The sequence below is a fragment of the Mesorhizobium sp. L103C131B0 genome, assembly GCF_000502275.1.
In the GTDB taxonomy this organism is placed as follows: Bacteria; Pseudomonadota; Alphaproteobacteria; order Rhizobiales; family Rhizobiaceae; genus Mesorhizobium.
In genome coordinates, this window is the sequence record NZ_AYXC01000010.1 from 132,491 (window position 1) to 150,538 (window position 18,048).

Genomic DNA, 18,048 nt, shown 5'->3' on the forward strand with positions numbered 1-18,048 from the left:
GCTGCGCGTCGCGCCGTTGCCGGCCATTCAGGCGACATGCTTGCCGGATTTGGCCTGAATGCCCGGCGCGAAAATCTCCTGATCGACGAAGCCGAGCGCGCGCATGGCACAGCCTTCGCGGATCAGCGGCAGCTCGTTGGGCTCGGTGTCGAAGGAGATCGACTTCGAGTGCTGGCCGCCGGCGGTCTGGGCGATCGCTTCGCGCAATGCCGGCTCGATCAGGTCGAAGGCGGCGGCGCTGACGCCAACCATGGCGACAGGCGCCGGGTCGATCAGCGCAAACAGGCTGCCGAGGCCGAAGCCGAGCGCCTCACCGGCCTTGCGATAGGCTTCGCGCTCCGGGCCATCGGTTTCGCGGGCGCGCGCGGCGAGTGCGCGCATATCAGCGTCGCCGATATCGACCGGCTCGGCATCTTCGCTCATCATTTTGGCGCTGCGCCAGATGGCGTAGTTTCCGGCATAGGCCTCGACGCAGCCGCGCCGCCCGCAGCGGCAGAGCGCGCCGCCCGGACGGTGGATCATGTGGCCGAACTCGCCGCCCGAGGAATGGGTGCCGGTGAACAGTTCGCCTTTCAGCACCAGCCCCATGCCGATGCCGTGCGACAAGAGGATCGCGATGAAATTGTCGCGGTAGCGCTCGGGCTGGCGCCATTGCAGGGCCACCGCCATCATATTGCAGTCGTTCTCCATGGTGGCAGGAATGCCGAATTCCGCTTCCAACATGTCGGCGAAGGCAATGTCGGTCAGTGGCGTGATTGGCGACCACAGCATGGCCCGCGCCTGCGAATCGGTGATGCCCTGGATGCCCATGGCAATGCGGGCGATGCTCTGGACATCGAGGTCCGGGTCCGCGAGACGCCGCCCGACGATTGCTACGCATTCGCCGATCAGCTCGTCGCGCGGCATGGTCAGCGTGTCGAGCCGGCGCTGTTCTTCCGCGACCACCTGGCCGGCATAGTCGATGACGGTGACGGAGAGGAAGTTCAGCGACAGCACCACGGTCATGACCGCCGCCGCTTCCGGGTTGAGGCCAAGGCCGACCTGCGGCCGGCCGCGTTTCAGCGAGCCGGTCTCGCCAGGCTTGCCTTCAATCAGGATGCCTTCTTGAATTAGATCAGACGAGATTGCCGATATCGTCGAATGGCTGAGGCCGGTGGTCGCCGCAATCTCGGTCCGCGACGGCTGGCCGGCCCGGCGCACGGCCGAAATCACCATCGCACGGTTGCGACGGCGCAGATCGTCGTGGCGGATCCCAACCGACATTTGTTTTCCTCCCGGCCTCCTCGCGCCTCATGATAGTGAAGGCGTTCGACGGCACCAGCCAAATATTGGCAGACGCCGGCAGCCCTGTCATTGTTTATTGCGGAGCTCGAAAAAATTCGGCAACGCCATCAGAATCCATCATAATCGATGTTGACAGTGCCTTATCATTGAACCAGTATTTTTTCGAGGCTCGAAAAAATGGAGCCTCTTTGTGCAGGCCTTCGGGCCGGTTTTGTCGCGCCGTGGGCGGCGCAGGGAGGGTTATAATGAACAGATTTGCAGCCGCCATGCTGGCGGGTGTCGCCATGTCGCTGGCGCTGATGTCGGTCGCGCAGGCGAAGGACAAGGTCATCGGCGTGTCGTGGTCGAACTTCCAGGAAGAGCGCTGGAAGACCGACGAGGCGGCGATGAAAACGGCGATCGAAGCCGCCGGCGACAAGTACATTTCGGCCGACGCGCAGTCCAATCCCGGCAAGCAGCTGACCGACGTCGAAAGCCTGATCTCGCAGGGCGCCAACTCGCTGATCATCTTGGCGCAGGACGCCTCGGCCATCGGCCCGGCGGTGCAGAAGGCGCTGGACGAAGGCATTCCGGTCGTCGGCTATGATCGCCTGATCGAGAACAAGGACGTCTTCTACCTGACCTTCGACAACAAGGAAGTCGGCCGCATGCAGGCCCGCGAAGTGTTCAAGGCGAAGCCCGAAGGCAACTATGTCTTCATCAAGGGCTCGGGCTCGGATCCGAATGCCGATTTCCTGTTCTCGGGCTCGATGGAAGTGCTCAAGGAAGCCATCGACTCGGGCAAGATCAAGAATGTCGGCGAGGCCTATACCGATGGCTGGCTGCCGGCCAACGCCCAGAAGAACATGGAACAGTTCCTGACCGCCAATGACAACAAGGTCGATGCCGTGGTTGCGGCCAATGACGGCACCGCCGGCGGCGTTGTCGCCGCGCTGACGGCGCAGGGCCTTGCCGGAACGGTTCCGGTCTCGGGCCAGGACGGCGACCATGCCGCCCTGAACCGCATCGCGCTCGGCACGCAGACGGTGTCGGTGTGGAAAGACGCGCGCGAACTCGGCAAGAACGCCGCCGAGATCGCCTCGCAGCTTGCCGATGGCAAGAAGACGGGCGACATTGCCGGCGCCAAGGACTTCACCACGCCTGGCGGCAACACCGTCAAGTCGCTGTTCCTGACCCCCGTCGCGATCACCAAGGACAACCTCAACGTCGTCATCGACGCCGGCTGGATCAAGAAGGACGAAGTCTGCACAGGCGTCGCCGCCGGCAGCGTCGCGGCTTGCAACTGATCTCGACGACTTGAAGAAATGAGGCGCCGCGGCTGTCAAGCCGCGGCGTTTTCTCTACGAGAATTGTGTGTTTCCGCCATCGGCGGCAAACTTCTAGGCTGTGGTCCGGCATCCGCGCCAGACGGCAAGCCGCTGGAGGACATCATGACCGACACGACCTCAAATCCGCAGGCCGATACGGCACGAGCGTCTGAACTCGGCGCGGTCGCCCGGTTCCTGAAAGCGACCGAGCTCGACACGCGCATGCTCGGCATGGTCGGCGCGCTGCTGGTCATCTGGGTCGGCATACATATCCTGTCGGGTGGGCTTTTCCTGACGCCGCGCAATCTTTGGAACCTGTCGGTGCAGACGTCCTCGGTCGCGATCATGGCGACCGGCATGGTACTGGTCATCGTCATGCGCAACATCGACCTTTCGGTGGGCTCCGTCGAAGGCGTGATCGGCATGATCATGGGCGTGGCACAGGCCGAATTCCTGATTCGCGTCATCGGCTTCCAGCTTGGAAACCCCTGGCTCTGGGTCGTCGCGCTTGCCGCCGGCGTGGTGCTTGGTCTGCTGATCGGCGCGTTCCAGGGCTTCATCATCGCCTATATGCAGGTTCCGGCCTTCATCGTGACGCTTGGTGGCCTGCTGGTCTGGCGTGGCATGGCATGGCTCATCACCAGCGGGCGCACGGTCGCGCCACTCGACGCCACCTTCCAGCTGATGGGCGGCGGACCACGCGGCTCGATTGGCGCCGCTGCCAGCTGGATCGTCGGCATCGTCGCCTGCGCGGCGGTCGCCTTCGCGCTGCTCAACGGTCGCTCACAGCGCAAGCGCTTCAGCTTTCCACTGCGCCCCGTCTGGGCCGAGACCTTGCTTGGCGTGGTCACTTGCGCGGCCATCCTCGGCGCCGTGTGGATCGCCAATTCCTATCCATGGCCGATCGGCATCGTGCGCCAGTACGCACAGCAGAACGGCATCACCGTTCCCGAAGGCGGGCTGTTCATCGCGCATGGCATCGCCATACCGGTGCTAATGGCGGTGATTGTCGGCATCATCATGACGTTCATCACCAAGCGCACGCGTTTCGGCCGCTATGTCTTCGCCATCGGGGGCAATCCGGAGGCAGCGGAACTCGCCGGCATCAACACGCGCTGGGTGACCATGAAGGTGTTCATGATCATGGGTGTGCTGGCTGCAATCAGCGCGGCGATCTCGTCGGCCCGTCTCAATGCGTCAACCAATGCGCTGGGCACACTGGACGAGCTTTTGGTGATCGCGGCCGCTGTCATCGGCGGCACGTCGCTCGCGGGCGGCGCCGGAACGGTGATGGGCGCCATGCTCGGCGCGCTACTGATGCAGTCGCTGCAATCCGGCATGGTGCTGCTCGGCATCGACTCGCCGCTGCAGAGCATTGTCGTTGGCGCTGTCCTGGTCATCGCCGTCTGGCTCGACACCGTCTACCGCAAGCGCGTCTAGGGAGGAACGATTATGGAAAAAACTGCTCCCACCGGTACGCCACTGATCGACATGCGCAACATCTCGATCGCGTTCGGTGGCATTCGCGCCGTCGACGATGCGTCCATCGATCTTTTCCCGGGCGAAGTGGTGGCGCTGCTTGGCCACAACGGCGCCGGTAAGTCGACGCTGATCAAGATCCTGTCGGGCGCCTACAAGCGCGATGCCGGCCAGATCTTGGTCAACGGCCAGGAGGCCTCGATCTCCAATCCGCGCGACGCCAAGAAATACGGCATCGAAACGATCTACCAGACGCTTGCGCTGGCCGACAATGTCGACGCTGCCGCCAACCTCTTCCTCGGCCGCGAACTGATGACCGCGTGGGGGACACTCGACGATGTCGCCATGGAGGCCGAGGCGCGCAAGGTGATGGGCCGGCTCAATCCGCGCTTCCAGCGCTTCAAGGAGCCCGTGATCAAGCTATCGGGCGGCCAGCGCCAGTCGGTGGCGATCGCACGCGCCATCCTGTTCAACGCCCGCATCCTGATCATGGACGAACCGACGGCCGCGCTTGGGCCGCAGGAGACGGCGCAGGTCGGCGAACTGGTAAAGCAGCTCAAGGCCGACGGCATCGGCATTTTCCTGATCAGCCACGACATTCACGACGTGTTCGAGCTTGCCGACCGGGTCTGCGTAATGAAGAACGGCCAGGTCGTCGGCACCGCGCTCACCACCGATGTGACGCAGGACGAAGTGCTCGGCATGATCATCCTGGGAAAGTGCCCGCCCGGCGCCATTCCCGGTCCGGGTGCGCTGAAGATCGCGGCCTGAGACCACGCTATCGTCAGCTGTCATGTTCACTGATGCTCGAGATCGATAAGCCGGCTAAATATGCATGATATGCCAGCTGTCATTATGGCTTGGCCGCGCCATTGTCTTGCCGCGGCGACTTGCCCATAAAGGTCCCGAACCGTCCATGGGCCTGCGTTGAAGAAGTTTTTCCCGATCCTTGCCTTCATTGCCGTTGCACTGATCAGCCTGACGATGGCGGGCTTCGCCTATTTCGCGACCCAGGAAGCGGCGCGCATCAAGTTCGAGGCGACGGCCGACGACGCGCTCAACCGCATCGAAAGCCGTATCGATCTGCATCTGTCACTGCTGCGCTCGACGCAGGCGCTGTTCGACGCCCGCAATGGCGAGATTTCAGGTAGCGAATTCAAGGCCTTCTTCAGCGCCCTCGATGTCGATAACAATTTCGCCGGCCTGCGCGGCATCGGCTATCTCAGGCTGGCCAAGACCGGTGACGAAGCGGCGGTCGAGCGCGACATGTTGCGCGACCGCGGCGCCGCCCACACGGTCTATCCGGACACGACACAGCCATGGCGCACGCCCGTCGTGCTGTTCGAGCCGCTTGACCCTGCCAACGAATCCACCATCGGCTACGACATGTTCACCGAGCCGGTGCGGCGCGAGGCGATCGAAAAAGCGATGGCCGATGACGCACAGCACGCAAGCGGTCTGGTCCAGCTCGGCCAGGACACTGGCGCGGCGCAGACCTTTACCGGTTTCCTGGTCTTCGTCAGGCTCAATGTCGAAACCGCGCCGGATGGTATCAATGCGTCCAGATCATCGACATCAGGCCTTCTCTACGCGGCCTTCCGCGCCCGCGACCTGTTCCAGACCGCGCTCAGCCGCACGCCTTTGCTGCCTGTCAACACCGCGGTCTATGACGGCACGGCCGACGCCGACAATCTTCTGTTCCAGTCGGAAACGCCGCCGGTTGCGAGCTTTGGCGACAGGCTGTTGGTGACGCGCAAGATCATCGTCGCCGGTCGGCCGTGGACGGTGCTGTTCCGGCCGACAAGTGCATTTTCGCAACCGTCCTCGCGCGCCATTCCGGTCATGCTCGGGCTGTTCGGCCTGCTTCTGGCCGGGGCCATCGCGTTGGTGGCGCGCTACCAGGAGCGCGCCTACGACGCCAAGTCGCTGCTGCATGAAACGACGGAAAAAAGCCTGCTCGAAAAGGATTTGATGCTGCAGGAGATGAAGCATCGGATCAAGAATTCGATCACGCGGGTGCTGGCGATTGCGCGCCAGACGGCAGCGCAAGCAACCGACGTGAAGGAGTTCTCAACTTCCTTCTCAGCCCGCCTGCAGGCAATGGCGGCTTCCCAGGATATGCTGACGCGTTCGCGCTGGCAGAAGGCCGATCTTGGCGACCTGCTGCGCATCGAGCTCGGCCAGGTGTTCGGCAAGGAGCTTCCGGAAGGGATATTGTCAGGGCCTCAGGTGCTGCTCGACGAGAGGACGACGCAGGCGCTTGGCCTGACCTTTCACGAACTGGCGACGAATGCGCTGAAATATGGCGAGGCCGGCAATTCCGTGGGTGCGCTCAAGGTCGACTGGTCGTTCGAGGGGCGCGGGTCCGAGCGGATGCTGGTTCTGAACTGGCGCGAGGCCGGGCAGAAGGAACTCGAAGCGCCGGCGAAGACCGGCTTCGGCACCAAGCTGATCGACCTCAATGTCACGCGCGAATTGCGCGGCACGATTGCCCGAGATTTTCGCATCGATGGGCTTACGGTGGAAATCAGGATCCCGCAGCCTGATGCAGTCAAACAAACGGAGACCGGCTGACCGGTCTCCGTCGCGATTGTCTGACGCTTTTGAAGCGGATCAGCAGCGAGCGGTGTAGAGCCGGCCGCGATTGTCGCGATACTGGCAATAGCCGTTGCGCAGGTTGCGCACCAGCAGGCCGGAACCGGCGCCAACGGCTGCGCCGATCAGCGCACCCTTGCCGCCGCCGATCAGTCCGCCGGCCAAAGCACCGACACCGGCGCCGACACCGACATCCTGCTCGGTCGTGCTGCAGCCGCTGACGGCGACCACCGCAACCATGGCAATAATCAATTTCCGCATAGAATCTCTCCTCACTTTTGTCCTCACTTTAGTAAGCTCCAGCCGCTATTTAGCACGAAACAGCAGCCTTTGCCCGCTCGATCTTATTGTTGGCTAAGAGAGTCTTTTTCGCGGCGCGTGGCGTTCGACGCGACCACGACACTGGAAATCTGCAAAGACGCGTCGAGGGTGCCGTCCGGGCGCACGTTCCAGACGATCTGGTCGTAATCATCCTCCAGCGCGGGGTCGACCGTAAGACATTTGGCAACGACGTGCTCGGCCTGACCCTGCACGTCGCCGGCAGCGAATGGACGTTCTGCCGTGCATGCTTCGGCGGTTTCGAAAACACTGACCGGCACCGGCAGTTCACGACATTCGGTCATGTTGTTCGAACAGCCAATTACCAAAAGCAAAGCGGCGATGTGTTCCACGGCGATACGTCCTCTCGCCATAAGAACGGTCCACAGCCGTCAAAGTTCCTGTGCCGAAAGGGGCGTTAATAATTGGTCGGCTACGAGCTGGACAGCTTCTGAGCCAGGCTGCTTGGGAGCAGCGTGAACCTGAGCATCTGGCTCAGGCCAATTGCGACGCCACGATCAGCACAACAGCGGCGACGAGCGCGACAGCGGCGACGCGAAGCAAGGGATGCCAGGCGTGCTGCAAAGGCGAGGCTGAAGCGTCAGGATCCTGAAAGCCGCTCATGGACACCCGGGCGGCCTGCTCCAGCCTGTTCATATCGGCAACCGTCATGATCATTCCTCCCATACTCGCGTTGCAGGCTGCGGCCGAAACATCGGTTGAATCGGTCAAGATCCAGCAATCTCTGGGAACCACAGCATCGGATTTTATGGTGAACAGCCGGTTAAGGAATCCCGCCGCTCATTCGGTTTCGAAATTGCCGTGCGGAACGACGAGGCGATATTCGAGGCGGTCACTGGTGATCTCCAGCGTCGCCGTGCCGTTCAGCGATGCCGGCACGACACGTTCGAGGGCAACGCTGCCGAAGCGTTTCTCGGTGCGCCTGTTATCATTGGCGACAATGGCCTCGACCCAGGTCAGCGACAAAGCCGGCTTGTCTGCGGCCTCTGCGACGTTCGACAGATCGGCGGTTACCTCGACAAAGCCGTCCGGCCGCGCCAGGGCGCCGTAGCTGAATGAATTGACGGCGAGTTCGTGCATTGCCAGTCCAATATGAATGGCCGCGTTGGGATTGAGGTAGGGGTTGACGCCATTGAAGCGCAGGCTCTGCGCGGGATCGGCGCCGTAGCGAACGACCTGGCCGCGGATAAGCTCGCGAAGTGCTGCACCCCGCCAGTTCGACGACGTTACCAGATCCTGGGAGGAAGCCAGTGACTGCAGGCGGCCGCGAAAGCGCTTCAGGAAATCGTCGGGTGTCTCGGAATAGCGGCCGGTCTGGGTGGCAATACTCTGGATGATGGCCAACAGGTTCTTGGAGCGGTGGCTGACTTCGCGCAACAGCGTCTTCAGCGTCTGTTCGCGGCGTTTCTGCTCGGTGGTTTCCACCATCGTGGTGACGACGCCCTGAACGTCGCCGCGATGGCCCCGATCGGCATCGACCCATACCTGGAACCAGCGCATGCCATCACCGGTGGGAACACTCAGTTCAAGGCGTTCCGGATTGCCGGAAGCGATCACATTGCTTTTGGCGGCGGCGATTTGCTCAGCTTGCGCCGGTGGCAACGCGCCGTTGCTGTCGGCTGTGTCGGAAACCCACGGCGCACGCATGTTGCGGGCCCATACAGTCTTCAATTCACGATCCTGATAGAGGACGGAAATGCCGGCATTGTGCAGAGCGTGAAGCAAGGCCCGGCCAAGCTGCATTCCGCTTTCAGCCGGGTGCAGTGCGATCACCTCGTCGCCCTGTCCGCTCTCGCCTCCGCCAATGGAACGCATCAATCACCTGTCCACCTGATCAGGACCGAACGATCACTCAGTTCCTGAGTAGGTCCCCAGAAAAGGTCCGCCGGACGATGTCCCGTTGGAGGACATCGCCCGGCGGTGGCTGGAAACCGTTTGAGGGGTGCGGCTTCCAGTGTTCTTCGCCCGCTCCTACGATGCCCGTCTGAACAGGCCGGCCAGAAGCGAGATGACGAGGAAGGCGAGAAAGATGAAGAACAATATTTGCGCGATACCGGCCGAGGTACCGGCGATGCCGCCGAAACCAAGCGCGCCGGCGATGATCGCCACGACGAGAAATACGAGCGCCCAGTAGAGCATGATCTGTCTCCTTCCGATACTGGATCAAGAACGTGAGTGATTGCTGTTTGTTCCACCATTTGCCGAAAAAGAAGGTCTTTGGAAGAGGCCCGGACGCGAATTGATTCGCGCGCGTGAGCGCGATACGGCGCGACGGGCAGCCGCCGATCGCCGGGTTAGGCGATCGCCAGTGCCGCCAACGCTGCGAGGCGGCGAAAAGTTGGAGAGAAGGCCCTACTTCACGCGGCGGCCTTGGCCTGCCGGTCGAAGAACAGCGCTTGGCTGATCAGCGCCTTGACCATGTCGGGATTGAACGGCTTGGTGACGAGGAAGGCCGGTTCAGGCCGCTCGCCGGTCAGCAGACGTTCGGGGAAGGCGGTGATGAAGATTACCGGCACCGAAGTCGACGACAGGATTTCGTTGACCGCATCGATACCCGAGCTGCCATCGGCAAGCTGAATGTCGGCCAGCACCATCTTCGGCCTTGTCTTGCCGAACATCGCCACCGCCTCGGTATGGGTGCGCGCGGTTCCGACCACGTGGTGGCCGAGGCTCTCGACCATTTCCTCGATGTCCATGGCGATCAGCGGCTCGTCCTCGATGATCAGCACATCGGTCGCCACCTGGCGAGAGATCTCGTTGCTCGCCTGGGCAAGCAGTTCGGAGAATTCCTTGGCGTCGACATCGAGAATTTCAGCTGCCTCGTCTTCACCGAAGCCTTCGACCGCGACCAGCAGGAAAGCCTGGCGTGGCCGTGGCGCAATGGCGTTCAGATTGGCGGCGGCGCGCTGCTCCCATGCCGATTGCGCCTGCTCCTGCGGAACGCGGATGGCAATGGAGGTGAACAGTTTGGCGAATACCTTGTAGAGCGCGATGCGGTCGCTTGACGCTTGCGGGAAGATGTCGACGTCGGCGATGATGGCTTCGAGCATCGCGGCTACCAGCGCATCGCCACTCTCCTGCGATCCGGATACGGCGCGTGAAAAGCGGCGCAGGAACGGCAGGTGCGGAGCGATGGTTGCGGAAAGGCTCATGGTAGACGTCTCCCTCAGATGACGTGATTGCATAGATTGCAGGTCAAGCTGATTGCAAGCCCCAACACCCAAACGCGGGTTTTGCGAAAAAGTTCCGACACTTGTGGAACGAAACTGCACGGGCGACGTTTGTGGTGCGATGGGCAACCAGACGAGGGGGCCGCTTTGCGTTGTGTAATGGGGCGGCTCGGGGCGCTGGATTTAAGGGCGAATGAAGGACATGAATAAAGAAACGCTGGCTGGCGCCGCTGACAGGCGCCGGGCCAATTCCGGCGACCCGCTCGGGGCGAATTCGGAAATTGGCCGTAAACTCAAACAGTATTATGACGAGCTGGTCTCGGACAATGTGCCGGATCGCTTTGCCCAGTTGCTCAGCCAACTGGAAAAGGCCGAACCCGCACAGAAGAAGGACTGAGGCATGGCAGCTGTCTCACAAGGGTTCAAGACCGACCTGCTCGGCTCGATCCCGAGCCTGCGGGCCTTTGCCGTGTCGCTGACGCAGAATGCCGACAAGGCCGACGATCTGGTGCAGGAGACGCTGGTCAAGGCCTGGGACAAGCATGAGAGCTTTCAGCCCGGCACCAATCTCAAGGCATGGCTGTTCACCATCCTGCGCAACGAGTTCTATTCCCAGATGCGCAAGCGCGGCCGCGAGGTGCAGGACAGCGACGGCATCATGACGGCCAGGCTTGCCGTTCATCCGGCTCAGCACGGCCAGCTTGACCTCAAGGATTTTCGCGGCGCGCTCGAGCAACTCCCCGAGGACCAGCGCGAAGCCATCATCCTCATCGGCGCTTCAGGCTTTTCCTATGAAGAGGCCGCCGAAATCTGCGGCTGTGCGGTCGGAACGATCAAGAGCCGGGTCAGCCGGGCCCGCACGCGGTTGCAGGAGATCCTCAAAATCTCCGGCGAAGACGAATACGGGCCGGACGCGATCTCGTCCCAGGTGACGGGTTCAAACGCTGCCTGACGGCGGAGGGCCCGTTTGCGGGCCTGGGCTCTCTACACATACGCATCGAAGATATCTCAGACTGGCGCGCGTCCGCAGGCCGCCGCCAGAGCCTCGACGAGATCGGTCCCCGAATAAGGCTTGGTGACCAGGCGGATGCCGGGAAAAGACACTTTGATCTCATCCGGGTCCGAATAGCCGGAGGCAAAGACAAACGGCAGGCCCGATTGGCGCAGCCGCGAGGCGAAATCGAGTGTAGACGTTCCGCCCAGCATGAGGTCCACGATAGCGGCGTCGAACTCGCCAACGACCTTCTGCTCATCGATCTCGGCCAGAGCGCGGGCAATCACTACGTCGCTCGCGCCATGGTCGCGGCAAAGCTGCTCGACATCCATGGCGATCAGGAATTCATCCTCCAAGACAAGAATTCGCAATCCCTCAAGCAATGGCGGCACTTGGCAATCTCTCCTCAATTCTTGCAGCATCGGGTACCGTGACTCCAGTCAACCGCATCGCGGACCTTGGGGGATCGGTCAGGCCTTAATCCGAAAAGTTCGCCCGCCCGGCTCTACTCCACAAGCGAGCTCCGAATTCGCCTCAGTAGAGTGTAGCGAGTCATGATCGCTATTTGCCATCCTGTCATTTAAAAAAGACATGCCATCGGCAGCGGAACCGCGGCCTTGCAAGGCGTAGCACTCAGTCTCTGGCAAGAGACTTTCGAAAGAGGGATCGAAATGTCTGGCCAGAATGGTCGTTCGTTTTCCAGCCGTCAGTACCCATGCGAGATCTGCCCGCTTCGGCCATTGCCGGTGTTCCGGGAATTCGAGAAGCAGGAGCTTGCCTATGTCAGCATGTTCAAGAAGGGCGAACTGGCCGTCGACAAGGGCGCCACAGTGCTGGTCGAAGGCAGCCAAAGTGCTCATCTCTACACCGTGCTTTCGGGCTGGGCCTTCCGCTACAAACTATTGTCGGACGGCAGGCGCCAGATCCTGAACTACTCCATGCCCGGCGATCTTATCGGGCTGCAGGGCAGCCTGATGGGCGAAATGCAGCACTCGGTCGAGGCGCTGTCGCCCATGCTGTTGTGCGTCTTCGAGCGTGAAAACCTGCACGAGCTCTACCGCAACCATCCGGGCCTTGCTTACGACATTACCTGGCTGGCGTCGCGCGAGGAGCGCATGCTGGACGAGAACCTGCTCAGCGTCGGTCGGCGCACGGCGGTCGAGCGCACCGCCTATCTCATTGCCTTCATCGCCAGCCGCGCGGCGGCAGTCGGACTCAACGGCAGGGCGCCGGTGCAAATCCCGATTACCCAGCAGCATGTCGCCGATACGCTCGGCCTGTCGCTGGTCCACACCAACAAGACGATCCGCAAGCTCATCGATCGCAAGCTGATCGCCTGGCGCGACGGCGGTTGCGAAGTGATCAACGGGGAGGGGCTGAAGGATCTCGCGCGCTGGGAGGGCCTAAGCGAAGGCCGTCGGCCGCTGGTCTGACAGGCAGGCCTCCATCTGGGGCTGGACTCGCACTTGCAAACACCCTTTCATGGATACGGTCTCCGATTTCGGAACCATGACGTGTGTCGGGCGTTTGAAGCCAAGCAAACGCAAGGAGTTTAGAATGGCAACTGCCGCAGGAAAAACCGCCAACGAAAGTCAGACGAACGCCGACCTGGAAGCCGACATTCGGCAGTTGAAGGCGGATATCGAAAAGTTGACCAAGCAATTGGCCAAGACCGGCGAACATGGTTACGGCACGGCGCGGCGCGCTGCTGCCGAAGGCGTCGACCAGTTGCGCGCCCAGGGTGAAGCCGTCTTCGACAGCCTGCGTGGCAACGCCAAGGACCTTGAGGCCCAGATCACGGCCAATGTGCGCGAGAAGCCGGTCACTTCACTGGCGATCGCGGCCGGCGTCGGCTTCCTGTTTGCGCTTCTTGCCCGGCGCTAGTTTCGACAGAGATGGGCATGCTGGCACCGCTTATCTCGGCCTTGGCCTCGGGTGAAGCCATTGCCGCCATGCGCCGCGCGCGCACGGCGGCAATCGTCTACGGGCTCGCCGCCGTGGCTGCCCTGTGCGGCCTCGGGTTTCTCCTGGGGGCGGCCTACATCTGGGCGGCTGACCGTTATGGCTCGATGGCCGCCTGTCTTGGCTTCGCGGCCGGTTTCCTGGTAACGGCCGGGCTTATCGTGCTCATTCATCAACTTGCGGCCGGAACGCGTGCGCGCCGACGTGCGCGAAGGCGCAATGCCGACCTGAAGGCGCTCGGTATCACCGCGGCGCTTGCCGTGCTGCCGGCCTTGCTCAAGGGGAAAGGCGGGAAGGGCGTCATTCTCGGCCCGATGATCGCGCTCGCGGCCTATGCCATCTACCGCGAGAACGTCAAACCGGATCCGGGCGATCCAGACAGCGAAGCCGACTAAAGCGCGTCGCGCTGATACGCTGTTCCCGGGAAAACCGCTTCGCACTTCTGAAATTGCTTTAAGCCGGCAGATCTTCAAGCGGCATCGATATTTCGGCGAACACGCCTTCGCTGCGGAATTCGTGGGTCACTTCGCTCGATAAAACCTTGGCGAGGCTGCGGCGGATCAGGATAGAGCCGAAGCCCTGGCGTTCCGGCGGGTCGACTTTCGGCCCGCCGCTTTCGCTCCAGGTCAGCACAAGGCGGCGCGCGCCTTTCTTGCCCGCCGCCTTCCAGTCGACATCGACCTTCCCCGAGCCAACCGACAGCGATCCGTATTGCAGCGCGTTGCTGGCCAGTTCGTGCATGATCAGGCCGAGCCCCACCGCCTGGTCGGGCGAAAGCAGCAGCTCCGGACCGGAGATCACGATGCGCGGCCGTTCTGCCGAATCGAACGGCTTCACCTCGATCTGCATCAGTTCGCGAATACCGATGCCGCGCCATTCGCGATCCGACAGCAGGTTATGGGCAGCGCCCAGCGCCTGCAGCCTGGCGCCGAAGGCTTCCAGGAATTCGCTTGGGCGGCGAGCGTGGCGAACGGTCTGTGTGGCCAGCGCCTGCACCGTCGCCAGCGTGTTCTTGACCCGATGGTTGAGCTCGCGCAGCAGCAGCCTTTGCCGGTCCTCGCCGAGCTTGCGTTCCGAGATGTCGTAGTTGACGCCAAAGATCAGCGTCGGCTTGCCTTCGCCGTCGCGCTCGATGACGCGGCCGCGGGTGACTATCCAGCGCGGCGGATCGAAGCCTTTGACCCGGTATTCGCCGAAATAGTCGTCGCTGCCGGTCAGGGCATCGCGAAAGCGCGTCTCGGTCTGGTAGACGTCGCGCGGGTCGATGGCGGCCAGAATGTCGCGCGCCCGCAGCCGGTTCGAACGCGGCAGGTTGAACAGCTCCGACAAACGCACGTCGCATTCGATCATGTCGGTGCGGATATCCCAGGCCCAACTGGCGAGCGAGGCGGCGTCGAGCGCTATGGCTCGGCGCTTTTCCTCCTGCGCCAAAGCAGCCGTGGCAATGGCGCCGCTGCGGGTGGCGTCCTTGAGGGTAAACAGGCTGGCGGCGAGGCTGGCAAGCGATTTCAAATGATCGAGCGCGGCAGCGGACGGAAATTCATGCGGCTCCCGGTCGAGTACGCACACCGTGCCGACGCGCGCGCCGGCGACCACCATCGGCGCGCCGACATAAAAGCGGACATGGTGTTCGCCGGTGACCAGCGGGTTGCGGGAGAAGCGAGGGTCGATGCTGGCATCCGGCACCACCATCGGCTCGTCGCCGGCGGCAATGGTATGGGCGCAGAACGATATGTCGGTCGCGGTTTCGGTCTCGTTGAAGCCGACACAGGATTTGAACCACTGTCGTTCGGTGTCGAGCAGCGTGACGAGCGCGATCGGCGCCTGCATCACGGCGGCGGCAAGGCCGGTGATGCGATCGAAGTCGGGATCGGAGTCGGTGTCGATCGCGTCAAGCCCGTGCAGTACGGCAAGCCGCTCCGGCGCCGCCACGGCGCGGCGGACCTCAACCGGCAAACCAGCCTGCTTCGTCACCTTGCTATCCACCAAGCCCCCTCGCTTGCAGGCCCCACCCGCGGTGGCGCGCACCTTGCGCGGCCGTCGCGCGCCGGAACTTTTGTAGCAAGCAATCGTTTCCCCACCATGTTTCGCCGGCGATGGTTTTATCCACCATCCCGGCTGCACGATAGGAACGCCGCCAATGACCAAGATCGCCCCTGAAAACAAAGCCCGTCAGGGGCGCTGGGGTTGGCACGGCCTGCGCATATTGGTCGCCGCGTTGCTCCTGGCTTTCATTGCTTGGGGAGCGGCCGAGATTTATGGCCAAAAGATCGATCCAGATAGCCCTGAAAGCCAGGGGCAGCCCACCGGCCAGACCGCGCCGGCCAACCAGAGCGCGCCAGCCGGCGAGGGGCAGTCGGGCGGCTAGGGTTTTCCTCGTCATTCGTAATCGCATCAGGCGGCCTTTGCCTGGGCGGCTTGCGCCGGAACCAGGACGTTCAGTGCGCCAGGGTGGATCTGGATTGTCGTTTCACGCTCCAGCTTGACCAGTTCGCCGTCGATGACGGCGCCGAATTTCTTGCTCCCTGTATGGATTTTCACGATTGCCTTGTCGGCCTGATGGGTTTCGACATGATCGCTGTCGCGCCACCTGCCTCGAGCCATGTCGAAGAGCGCCCTGACCAACTCGCCACGCTGCCGCGCCACGGTGACATAGATGCCGAGCACGCCGCCGGCAGGATTGTCGGCATAAGGCAGATGGCCTTCGCCAAACAGATTGTTGGAAATGCCGATGCCGCTGATGCGGGTCACGATCTCGGCTTCGCCGACCGTCAACGTCACCTTCATGGCGGGAGGATTGTTGATCGTCGTCCAAGCGGCCTTGGCCGAAGCGCGAATCTTTCCCAAGCGCGAGGCGAATTCCATATTGTCGCGCAGCTTCACCATCCTGGCGTGCAGGCCGATCGAGAACTGATGCACGAACGGCCGGCCATTCGCGCTCGCGATATCGACCGCCATGATCTCGCCGTCGGCAAAGGACTTCAGCGCGCCATCGATGGTCTGCGGAATTCCAAGGCCGCGGGCGAACAGGTTCATTGTTCCTGCAGGCAGGACGGCCAGCGCCTTCTTGCCATTCATCAGCCGCCCCGCGGCGGCCGAAATGGTGCCGTCGCCGCCACCGGCCAGCACGACGTCGATGTCGCGCCGCGCGGCGACCTTGTCGAGCGCCGCGACAATCTCTTTGCCGGCGACGATGTCGATATCGATGGAGTGACCAGCCGCCTCAAGCGTCTGGCGCATGCGGTCGGTTAGCGCGGAAAGATCGGTGGTCCGCAAGGTGCCGCCGTCCCGGTTCAGCACCGCTGCAAATCGCATGCCCCACTCCGTATTCTTTTTAGCGGCCGGAATGCCAGCCGCAGGCTGAAACGGGCAAGCTTGGCAAAGGTTCCATCGGCCGGGCGGGAATGTCGGGCGATTCCGCGGACTTGCCCAGGGTATTTCGATGCTCCCGTTTTTTCGGAACAAGCGCCTTGTCACAACGTTGTGATCCCATTGGAGGCGCCGCCTTCGGTCTCCCGGCAAGTGGTTTGCCGATTGCGGCGCGCATGAGATCACGCAAGAGGAGACTTAATCATGATCCGCACACTGTTCGCGACGACTGCACTCGCAACGCTGATCGCTACCGGTGCGTTTGCGCAGTCAACGACGGCCCCGGCGACGACCCCAGCGCCGGCTGAAGCCCCTGCTACCATCGCGCCGGCGCCGCAACAGGCCGACGGCGCGCTGATGACCAATATCATCGGCGAGTCCGTGTACAATGGCACTGGCGACGATGCGCAGAAGATCGGTGACGTCAGCGACGTCGTCCTCGATGAAAACGGCCAGGCGAAATCCGCCATTATCGGCGTTGGCGGCTTCCTCGGCATAGGCAGCAAGAACGTCGCCTTCGACTACGGCAAGTTGCAATGGGTCGAGAGGAATGGTGACCGCTGGCTCGTCGCCGAGACGACGAAAGAAGCGCTGACGGCGCTGCCCGACTTCGACCGTAAGCCCTACGATCCGGCCTCGGCGCCTGCTTCCACGGCGCAGAACGACCCGCAGAAGCCGGTTGATCTCAACGCCGCGCCGTCAGAACCGGCGGTGAAACGCGCTGACGGCAATCTCGCAACCAACATCATCGGCGAGAATGTCTACAATGGCACTGGCGACGATGCCCAGAATATCGGCGACGTCAACGACATCGTGCTGACCAAGGATGGCAAGGCGCAGTCGCTGGTGATCGGCGTCGGCGGCTTCCTCGGCATGGGTGAAAAGAACGTCACCTATGATTTCGCCAAGGCACGGTGGGCCGAAAAGAACGGCGATCGCTGGCTGGTGGCGCAGACGACCAAGGAGGAACTGCAGGCGCAGCCTGATTTCGACCGCAAGCCCTATGATCCGGCGCCGGTGACGACAACCTCCGACGCAACGCAGCCGACTGCTCCCGCTGCCCCGACGGCCGTTGCACCGGCTGACAATGCTCAGCCAGCGGACAAGACCGCGGAAGCTCCGGCCGGTACAAAAGCCACCGATCCGACGCAAACGGCAGCGATCGACAAGTCCACACTGACCGAAATGCCGGTCGGTAACATCAGAGGCGACGACCTGAAGGGCACCACCGTCTATGGCGCCAACGACGCCAAGGTCGGCGAGATCGGCGACGTCGTGCTCACGCCCGACAGCAAGCCGGATGCCGTCATCATCGATGTCGGCGGCTTTCTAGGCATCGGCGCCAAGGAGGTCGCGGTCGGCATGGACAAGCTCAAATTCATGACCGACAAGGACGGCAACAAATATCTCTACACCAACTTCACCAAGGAGCAGCTGCAGGCGCAGGCTGCGTATGACAAGGGCAGCTATGCCGAGAAGCGCGACCAGCAGCGGATGATGGTACAGTAAGGGAATAGGCAGTAGGGATTGGGCAGTAGGCGAAACCGAG

Annotated in this window: 21 protein-coding genes; 11 read left to right on the top strand and 10 right to left on the bottom strand. The window is 62.5% G+C overall.

Annotated features, from left to right (window positions below):
- Positions 1 to 27 precede the first annotated feature (27 nt).
- The gene (locus tag X730_RS146930; protein WP_023683969.1) at positions 28 to 1,263 is read right to left on the bottom strand and encodes an ROK family protein; all 1,236 of its coding nucleotides are present in this window, start codon (positions 1,261 to 1,263) and stop codon (positions 28 to 30) included.
- A 266-nt stretch (positions 1,264 to 1,529) separates the two neighbouring features.
- Here X730_RS146930 and xylF point away from each other — a divergent pair, with 266 nt between their 5' ends.
- The 4 genes from xylF (at position 1,530) to X730_RS146910 (ending at position 6,644) form a co-directional block, all read left to right on the top strand.
- Positions 1,530 to 2,570 carry a D-xylose ABC transporter substrate-binding protein gene (gene xylF, locus X730_RS146925; protein ID WP_023683968.1) on the top strand — a complete coding sequence of 347 codons (1,041 nt, stop codon included), beginning with the start codon at positions 1,530 to 1,532 and terminating at the stop codon, positions 2,568 to 2,570.
- Positions 2,571 to 2,714: 144 nt separating this feature from the next.
- Positions 2,715 to 4,031 (top strand): sugar ABC transporter permease, encoded by a 1,317-nt coding sequence (locus X730_RS146920; protein ID WP_023683967.1) that lies wholly within the window; start codon positions 2,715 to 2,717, stop codon positions 4,029 to 4,031.
- A gap of 12 nt (positions 4,032 to 4,043) precedes the next feature.
- On the top strand, positions 4,044 to 4,841 hold the full coding sequence (locus X730_RS146915; protein WP_023683966.1) for an ATP-binding cassette domain-containing protein: 798 nt from the start codon (positions 4,044 to 4,046) through the stop codon (positions 4,839 to 4,841).
- Positions 4,842 to 4,997: 156 nt separating this feature from the next.
- Positions 4,998 to 6,644, top strand: a complete 1,647-nt coding sequence (locus X730_RS146910) for a CHASE domain-containing protein (RefSeq protein WP_023670103.1) — start codon at positions 4,998 to 5,000, stop codon at positions 6,642 to 6,644.
- Positions 6,645 to 6,683: 39 nt separating this feature from the next.
- Here the strand turns inward: X730_RS146910 and X730_RS146905 are convergent, their stop codons facing one another.
- The 6 genes from X730_RS146905 to X730_RS146880 all read right to left on the bottom strand — a co-directional run bounded on the left by X730_RS146905 (position 6,684) and on the right by X730_RS146880 (position 10,156).
- Positions 6,684 to 6,926: a YMGG-like glycine zipper-containing protein gene (locus X730_RS146905; protein ID WP_023670102.1), complete on the bottom strand. Its 243-nt coding sequence runs from the start codon at positions 6,924 to 6,926 to the stop codon at positions 6,684 to 6,686.
- 83 nt (positions 6,927 to 7,009) lie between these two features.
- On the bottom strand, positions 7,010 to 7,336 hold the full coding sequence (locus X730_RS146900; protein WP_023670101.1) for a hypothetical protein: 327 nt from the start codon (positions 7,334 to 7,336) through the stop codon (positions 7,010 to 7,012).
- 142 nt (positions 7,337 to 7,478) lie between these two features.
- Complete coding sequence (locus X730_RS1000000168195; RefSeq protein ID WP_023670100.1) at positions 7,479 to 7,655, bottom strand: hypothetical protein; 177 nt, start codon at positions 7,653 to 7,655, stop codon at positions 7,479 to 7,481.
- Positions 7,656 to 7,784: 129 nt separating this feature from the next.
- Entirely contained in the window at positions 7,785 to 8,819 is a 1,035-nt protein-coding gene (locus tag X730_RS146890; protein ID WP_023670099.1) for a PAS domain-containing sensor histidine kinase, read from the bottom strand.
- Positions 8,820 to 8,975: 156 nt separating this feature from the next.
- Entirely contained in the window at positions 8,976 to 9,143 is a 168-nt protein-coding gene (locus X730_RS1000000166360; RefSeq protein ID WP_023670098.1) for a DUF1328 domain-containing protein, read from the bottom strand.
- Between the two features lie 218 nt (positions 9,144 to 9,361).
- Positions 9,362 to 10,156, bottom strand: coding sequence for a response regulator (locus X730_RS146880; RefSeq protein WP_023670097.1), 795 nt, complete (start codon positions 10,154 to 10,156; stop codon positions 9,362 to 9,364).
- 211 nt (positions 10,157 to 10,367) lie between these two features.
- Between X730_RS146880 and X730_RS146875 the strand changes: the two genes are divergently transcribed.
- Complete coding sequence (locus X730_RS146875) at positions 10,368 to 10,571, top strand: NepR family anti-sigma factor (protein WP_023670096.1); 204 nt, start codon at positions 10,368 to 10,370, stop codon at positions 10,569 to 10,571.
- A gap of 3 nt (positions 10,572 to 10,574) precedes the next feature.
- Entirely contained in the window at positions 10,575 to 11,126 is a 552-nt protein-coding gene (locus X730_RS146870; RefSeq protein WP_023670095.1) for a sigma-70 family RNA polymerase sigma factor, read from the top strand.
- 56 nt (positions 11,127 to 11,182) lie between these two features.
- Here X730_RS146870 and X730_RS146865 read toward each other — a convergent pair whose 3' ends face one another.
- Complete coding sequence (locus X730_RS146865; protein ID WP_050588130.1) at positions 11,183 to 11,500, bottom strand: response regulator; 318 nt, start codon at positions 11,498 to 11,500, stop codon at positions 11,183 to 11,185.
- A gap of 339 nt (positions 11,501 to 11,839) precedes the next feature.
- Between X730_RS146865 and X730_RS146860 the strand changes: the two genes are divergently transcribed.
- The 3 genes from X730_RS146860 (at position 11,840) to X730_RS146850 (ending at position 13,525) form a co-directional block, all read left to right on the top strand.
- Positions 11,840 to 12,601, top strand: coding sequence for a Crp/Fnr family transcriptional regulator (locus X730_RS146860; protein WP_023826742.1), 762 nt, complete (start codon positions 11,840 to 11,842; stop codon positions 12,599 to 12,601).
- Positions 12,602 to 12,725: 124 nt separating this feature from the next.
- Positions 12,726 to 13,052 carry a DUF883 family protein gene (locus X730_RS146855; RefSeq protein WP_023670092.1) on the top strand — a complete coding sequence of 109 codons (327 nt, stop codon included), beginning with the start codon at positions 12,726 to 12,728 and terminating at the stop codon, positions 13,050 to 13,052.
- An 11-nt stretch (positions 13,053 to 13,063) separates the two neighbouring features.
- A complete protein-coding gene (locus X730_RS146850; RefSeq protein ID WP_023706299.1) occupies positions 13,064 to 13,525 on the top strand; it encodes a hypothetical protein in 462 nt (153 codons plus the stop codon).
- A 58-nt stretch (positions 13,526 to 13,583) separates the two neighbouring features.
- On the opposite strand, the gene X730_RS146845 is transcribed toward X730_RS146850, so the two are convergent.
- Positions 13,584 to 15,116 (bottom strand): HWE histidine kinase domain-containing protein, encoded by a 1,533-nt coding sequence (locus X730_RS146845; protein ID WP_023826743.1) that lies wholly within the window; start codon positions 15,114 to 15,116, stop codon positions 13,584 to 13,586.
- A gap of 154 nt (positions 15,117 to 15,270) precedes the next feature.
- On the opposite strand from X730_RS146845, the gene X730_RS11660 reads away from it, so the two are divergent.
- On the top strand, positions 15,271 to 15,498 hold the full coding sequence (locus X730_RS11660) for a hypothetical protein (RefSeq protein WP_023706301.1): 228 nt from the start codon (positions 15,271 to 15,273) through the stop codon (positions 15,496 to 15,498).
- A gap of 26 nt (positions 15,499 to 15,524) precedes the next feature.
- On the opposite strand, the gene X730_RS146840 is transcribed toward X730_RS11660, so the two are convergent.
- Entirely contained in the window at positions 15,525 to 16,445 is a 921-nt protein-coding gene (locus tag X730_RS146840; RefSeq protein ID WP_023696423.1) for a diacylglycerol kinase family protein, read from the bottom strand.
- A gap of 258 nt (positions 16,446 to 16,703) precedes the next feature.
- Between X730_RS146840 and X730_RS146835 the strand changes: the two genes are divergently transcribed.
- Positions 16,704 to 18,008 (top strand): PRC-barrel domain-containing protein, encoded by a 1,305-nt coding sequence (locus X730_RS146835; RefSeq protein ID WP_023708587.1) that lies wholly within the window; start codon positions 16,704 to 16,706, stop codon positions 18,006 to 18,008.
- Positions 18,009 to 18,048: the final 40 nt, after the last annotated feature.

Excerpts from the sequence above, each read along its gene's own strand:
- X730_RS146930 (WP_023683969.1), bottom strand. The coding sequence starts at position 1,263 with ATGTCGGTTGGGATCCGCCACGACGATCTGCGCCGTCGCAACCGTGCG.
- xylF (WP_023683968.1), top strand. The coding sequence starts at position 1,530 with ATGAACAGATTTGCAGCCGCCATGCTGGCGGGTGTCGCCATGTCGCTG.
- X730_RS146920 (WP_023683967.1), top strand. The coding sequence starts at position 2,715 with ATGACCGACACGACCTCAAATCCGCAGGCCGATACGGCACGAGCGTCT.
- X730_RS146915 (WP_023683966.1), top strand. The coding sequence starts at position 4,044 with ATGGAAAAAACTGCTCCCACCGGTACGCCACTGATCGACATGCGCAAC.
- X730_RS146905 (WP_023670102.1), bottom strand. The coding sequence starts at position 6,926 with ATGCGGAAATTGATTATTGCCATGGTTGCGGTGGTCGCCGTCAGCGGC.
- X730_RS1000000168195 (WP_023670100.1), bottom strand. The coding sequence starts at position 7,655 with ATGACGGTTGCCGATATGAACAGGCTGGAGCAGGCCGCCCGGGTGTCC.
- X730_RS146890 (WP_023670099.1), bottom strand. The coding sequence starts at position 8,819 with ATGCGTTCCATTGGCGGAGGCGAGAGCGGACAGGGCGACGAGGTGATC.
- X730_RS1000000166360 (WP_023670098.1), bottom strand. The coding sequence starts at position 9,143 with ATGCTCTACTGGGCGCTCGTATTTCTCGTCGTGGCGATCATCGCCGGC.
- X730_RS146880 (WP_023670097.1), bottom strand. The coding sequence starts at position 10,156 with ATGAGCCTTTCCGCAACCATCGCTCCGCACCTGCCGTTCCTGCGCCGC.
- X730_RS146875 (WP_023670096.1), top strand. The coding sequence starts at position 10,368 with ATGAAGGACATGAATAAAGAAACGCTGGCTGGCGCCGCTGACAGGCGC.
- X730_RS146870 (WP_023670095.1), top strand. The coding sequence starts at position 10,575 with ATGGCAGCTGTCTCACAAGGGTTCAAGACCGACCTGCTCGGCTCGATC.
- X730_RS146865 (WP_050588130.1), bottom strand. The coding sequence starts at position 11,500 with ATGGATGTCGAGCAGCTTTGCCGCGACCATGGCGCGAGCGACGTAGTG.
- X730_RS146860 (WP_023826742.1), top strand. The coding sequence starts at position 11,840 with ATGTCTGGCCAGAATGGTCGTTCGTTTTCCAGCCGTCAGTACCCATGC.
- X730_RS146855 (WP_023670092.1), top strand. The coding sequence starts at position 12,726 with ATGGCAACTGCCGCAGGAAAAACCGCCAACGAAAGTCAGACGAACGCC.
- X730_RS146850 (WP_023706299.1), top strand. The coding sequence starts at position 13,064 with ATGGGCATGCTGGCACCGCTTATCTCGGCCTTGGCCTCGGGTGAAGCC.
- X730_RS11660 (WP_023706301.1), top strand. The coding sequence starts at position 15,271 with ATGACCAAGATCGCCCCTGAAAACAAAGCCCGTCAGGGGCGCTGGGGT.
- X730_RS146840 (WP_023696423.1), bottom strand. The coding sequence starts at position 16,445 with ATGCGATTTGCAGCGGTGCTGAACCGGGACGGCGGCACCTTGCGGACC.
- X730_RS146835 (WP_023708587.1), top strand. The coding sequence starts at position 16,704 with ATGATCCGCACACTGTTCGCGACGACTGCACTCGCAACGCTGATCGCT.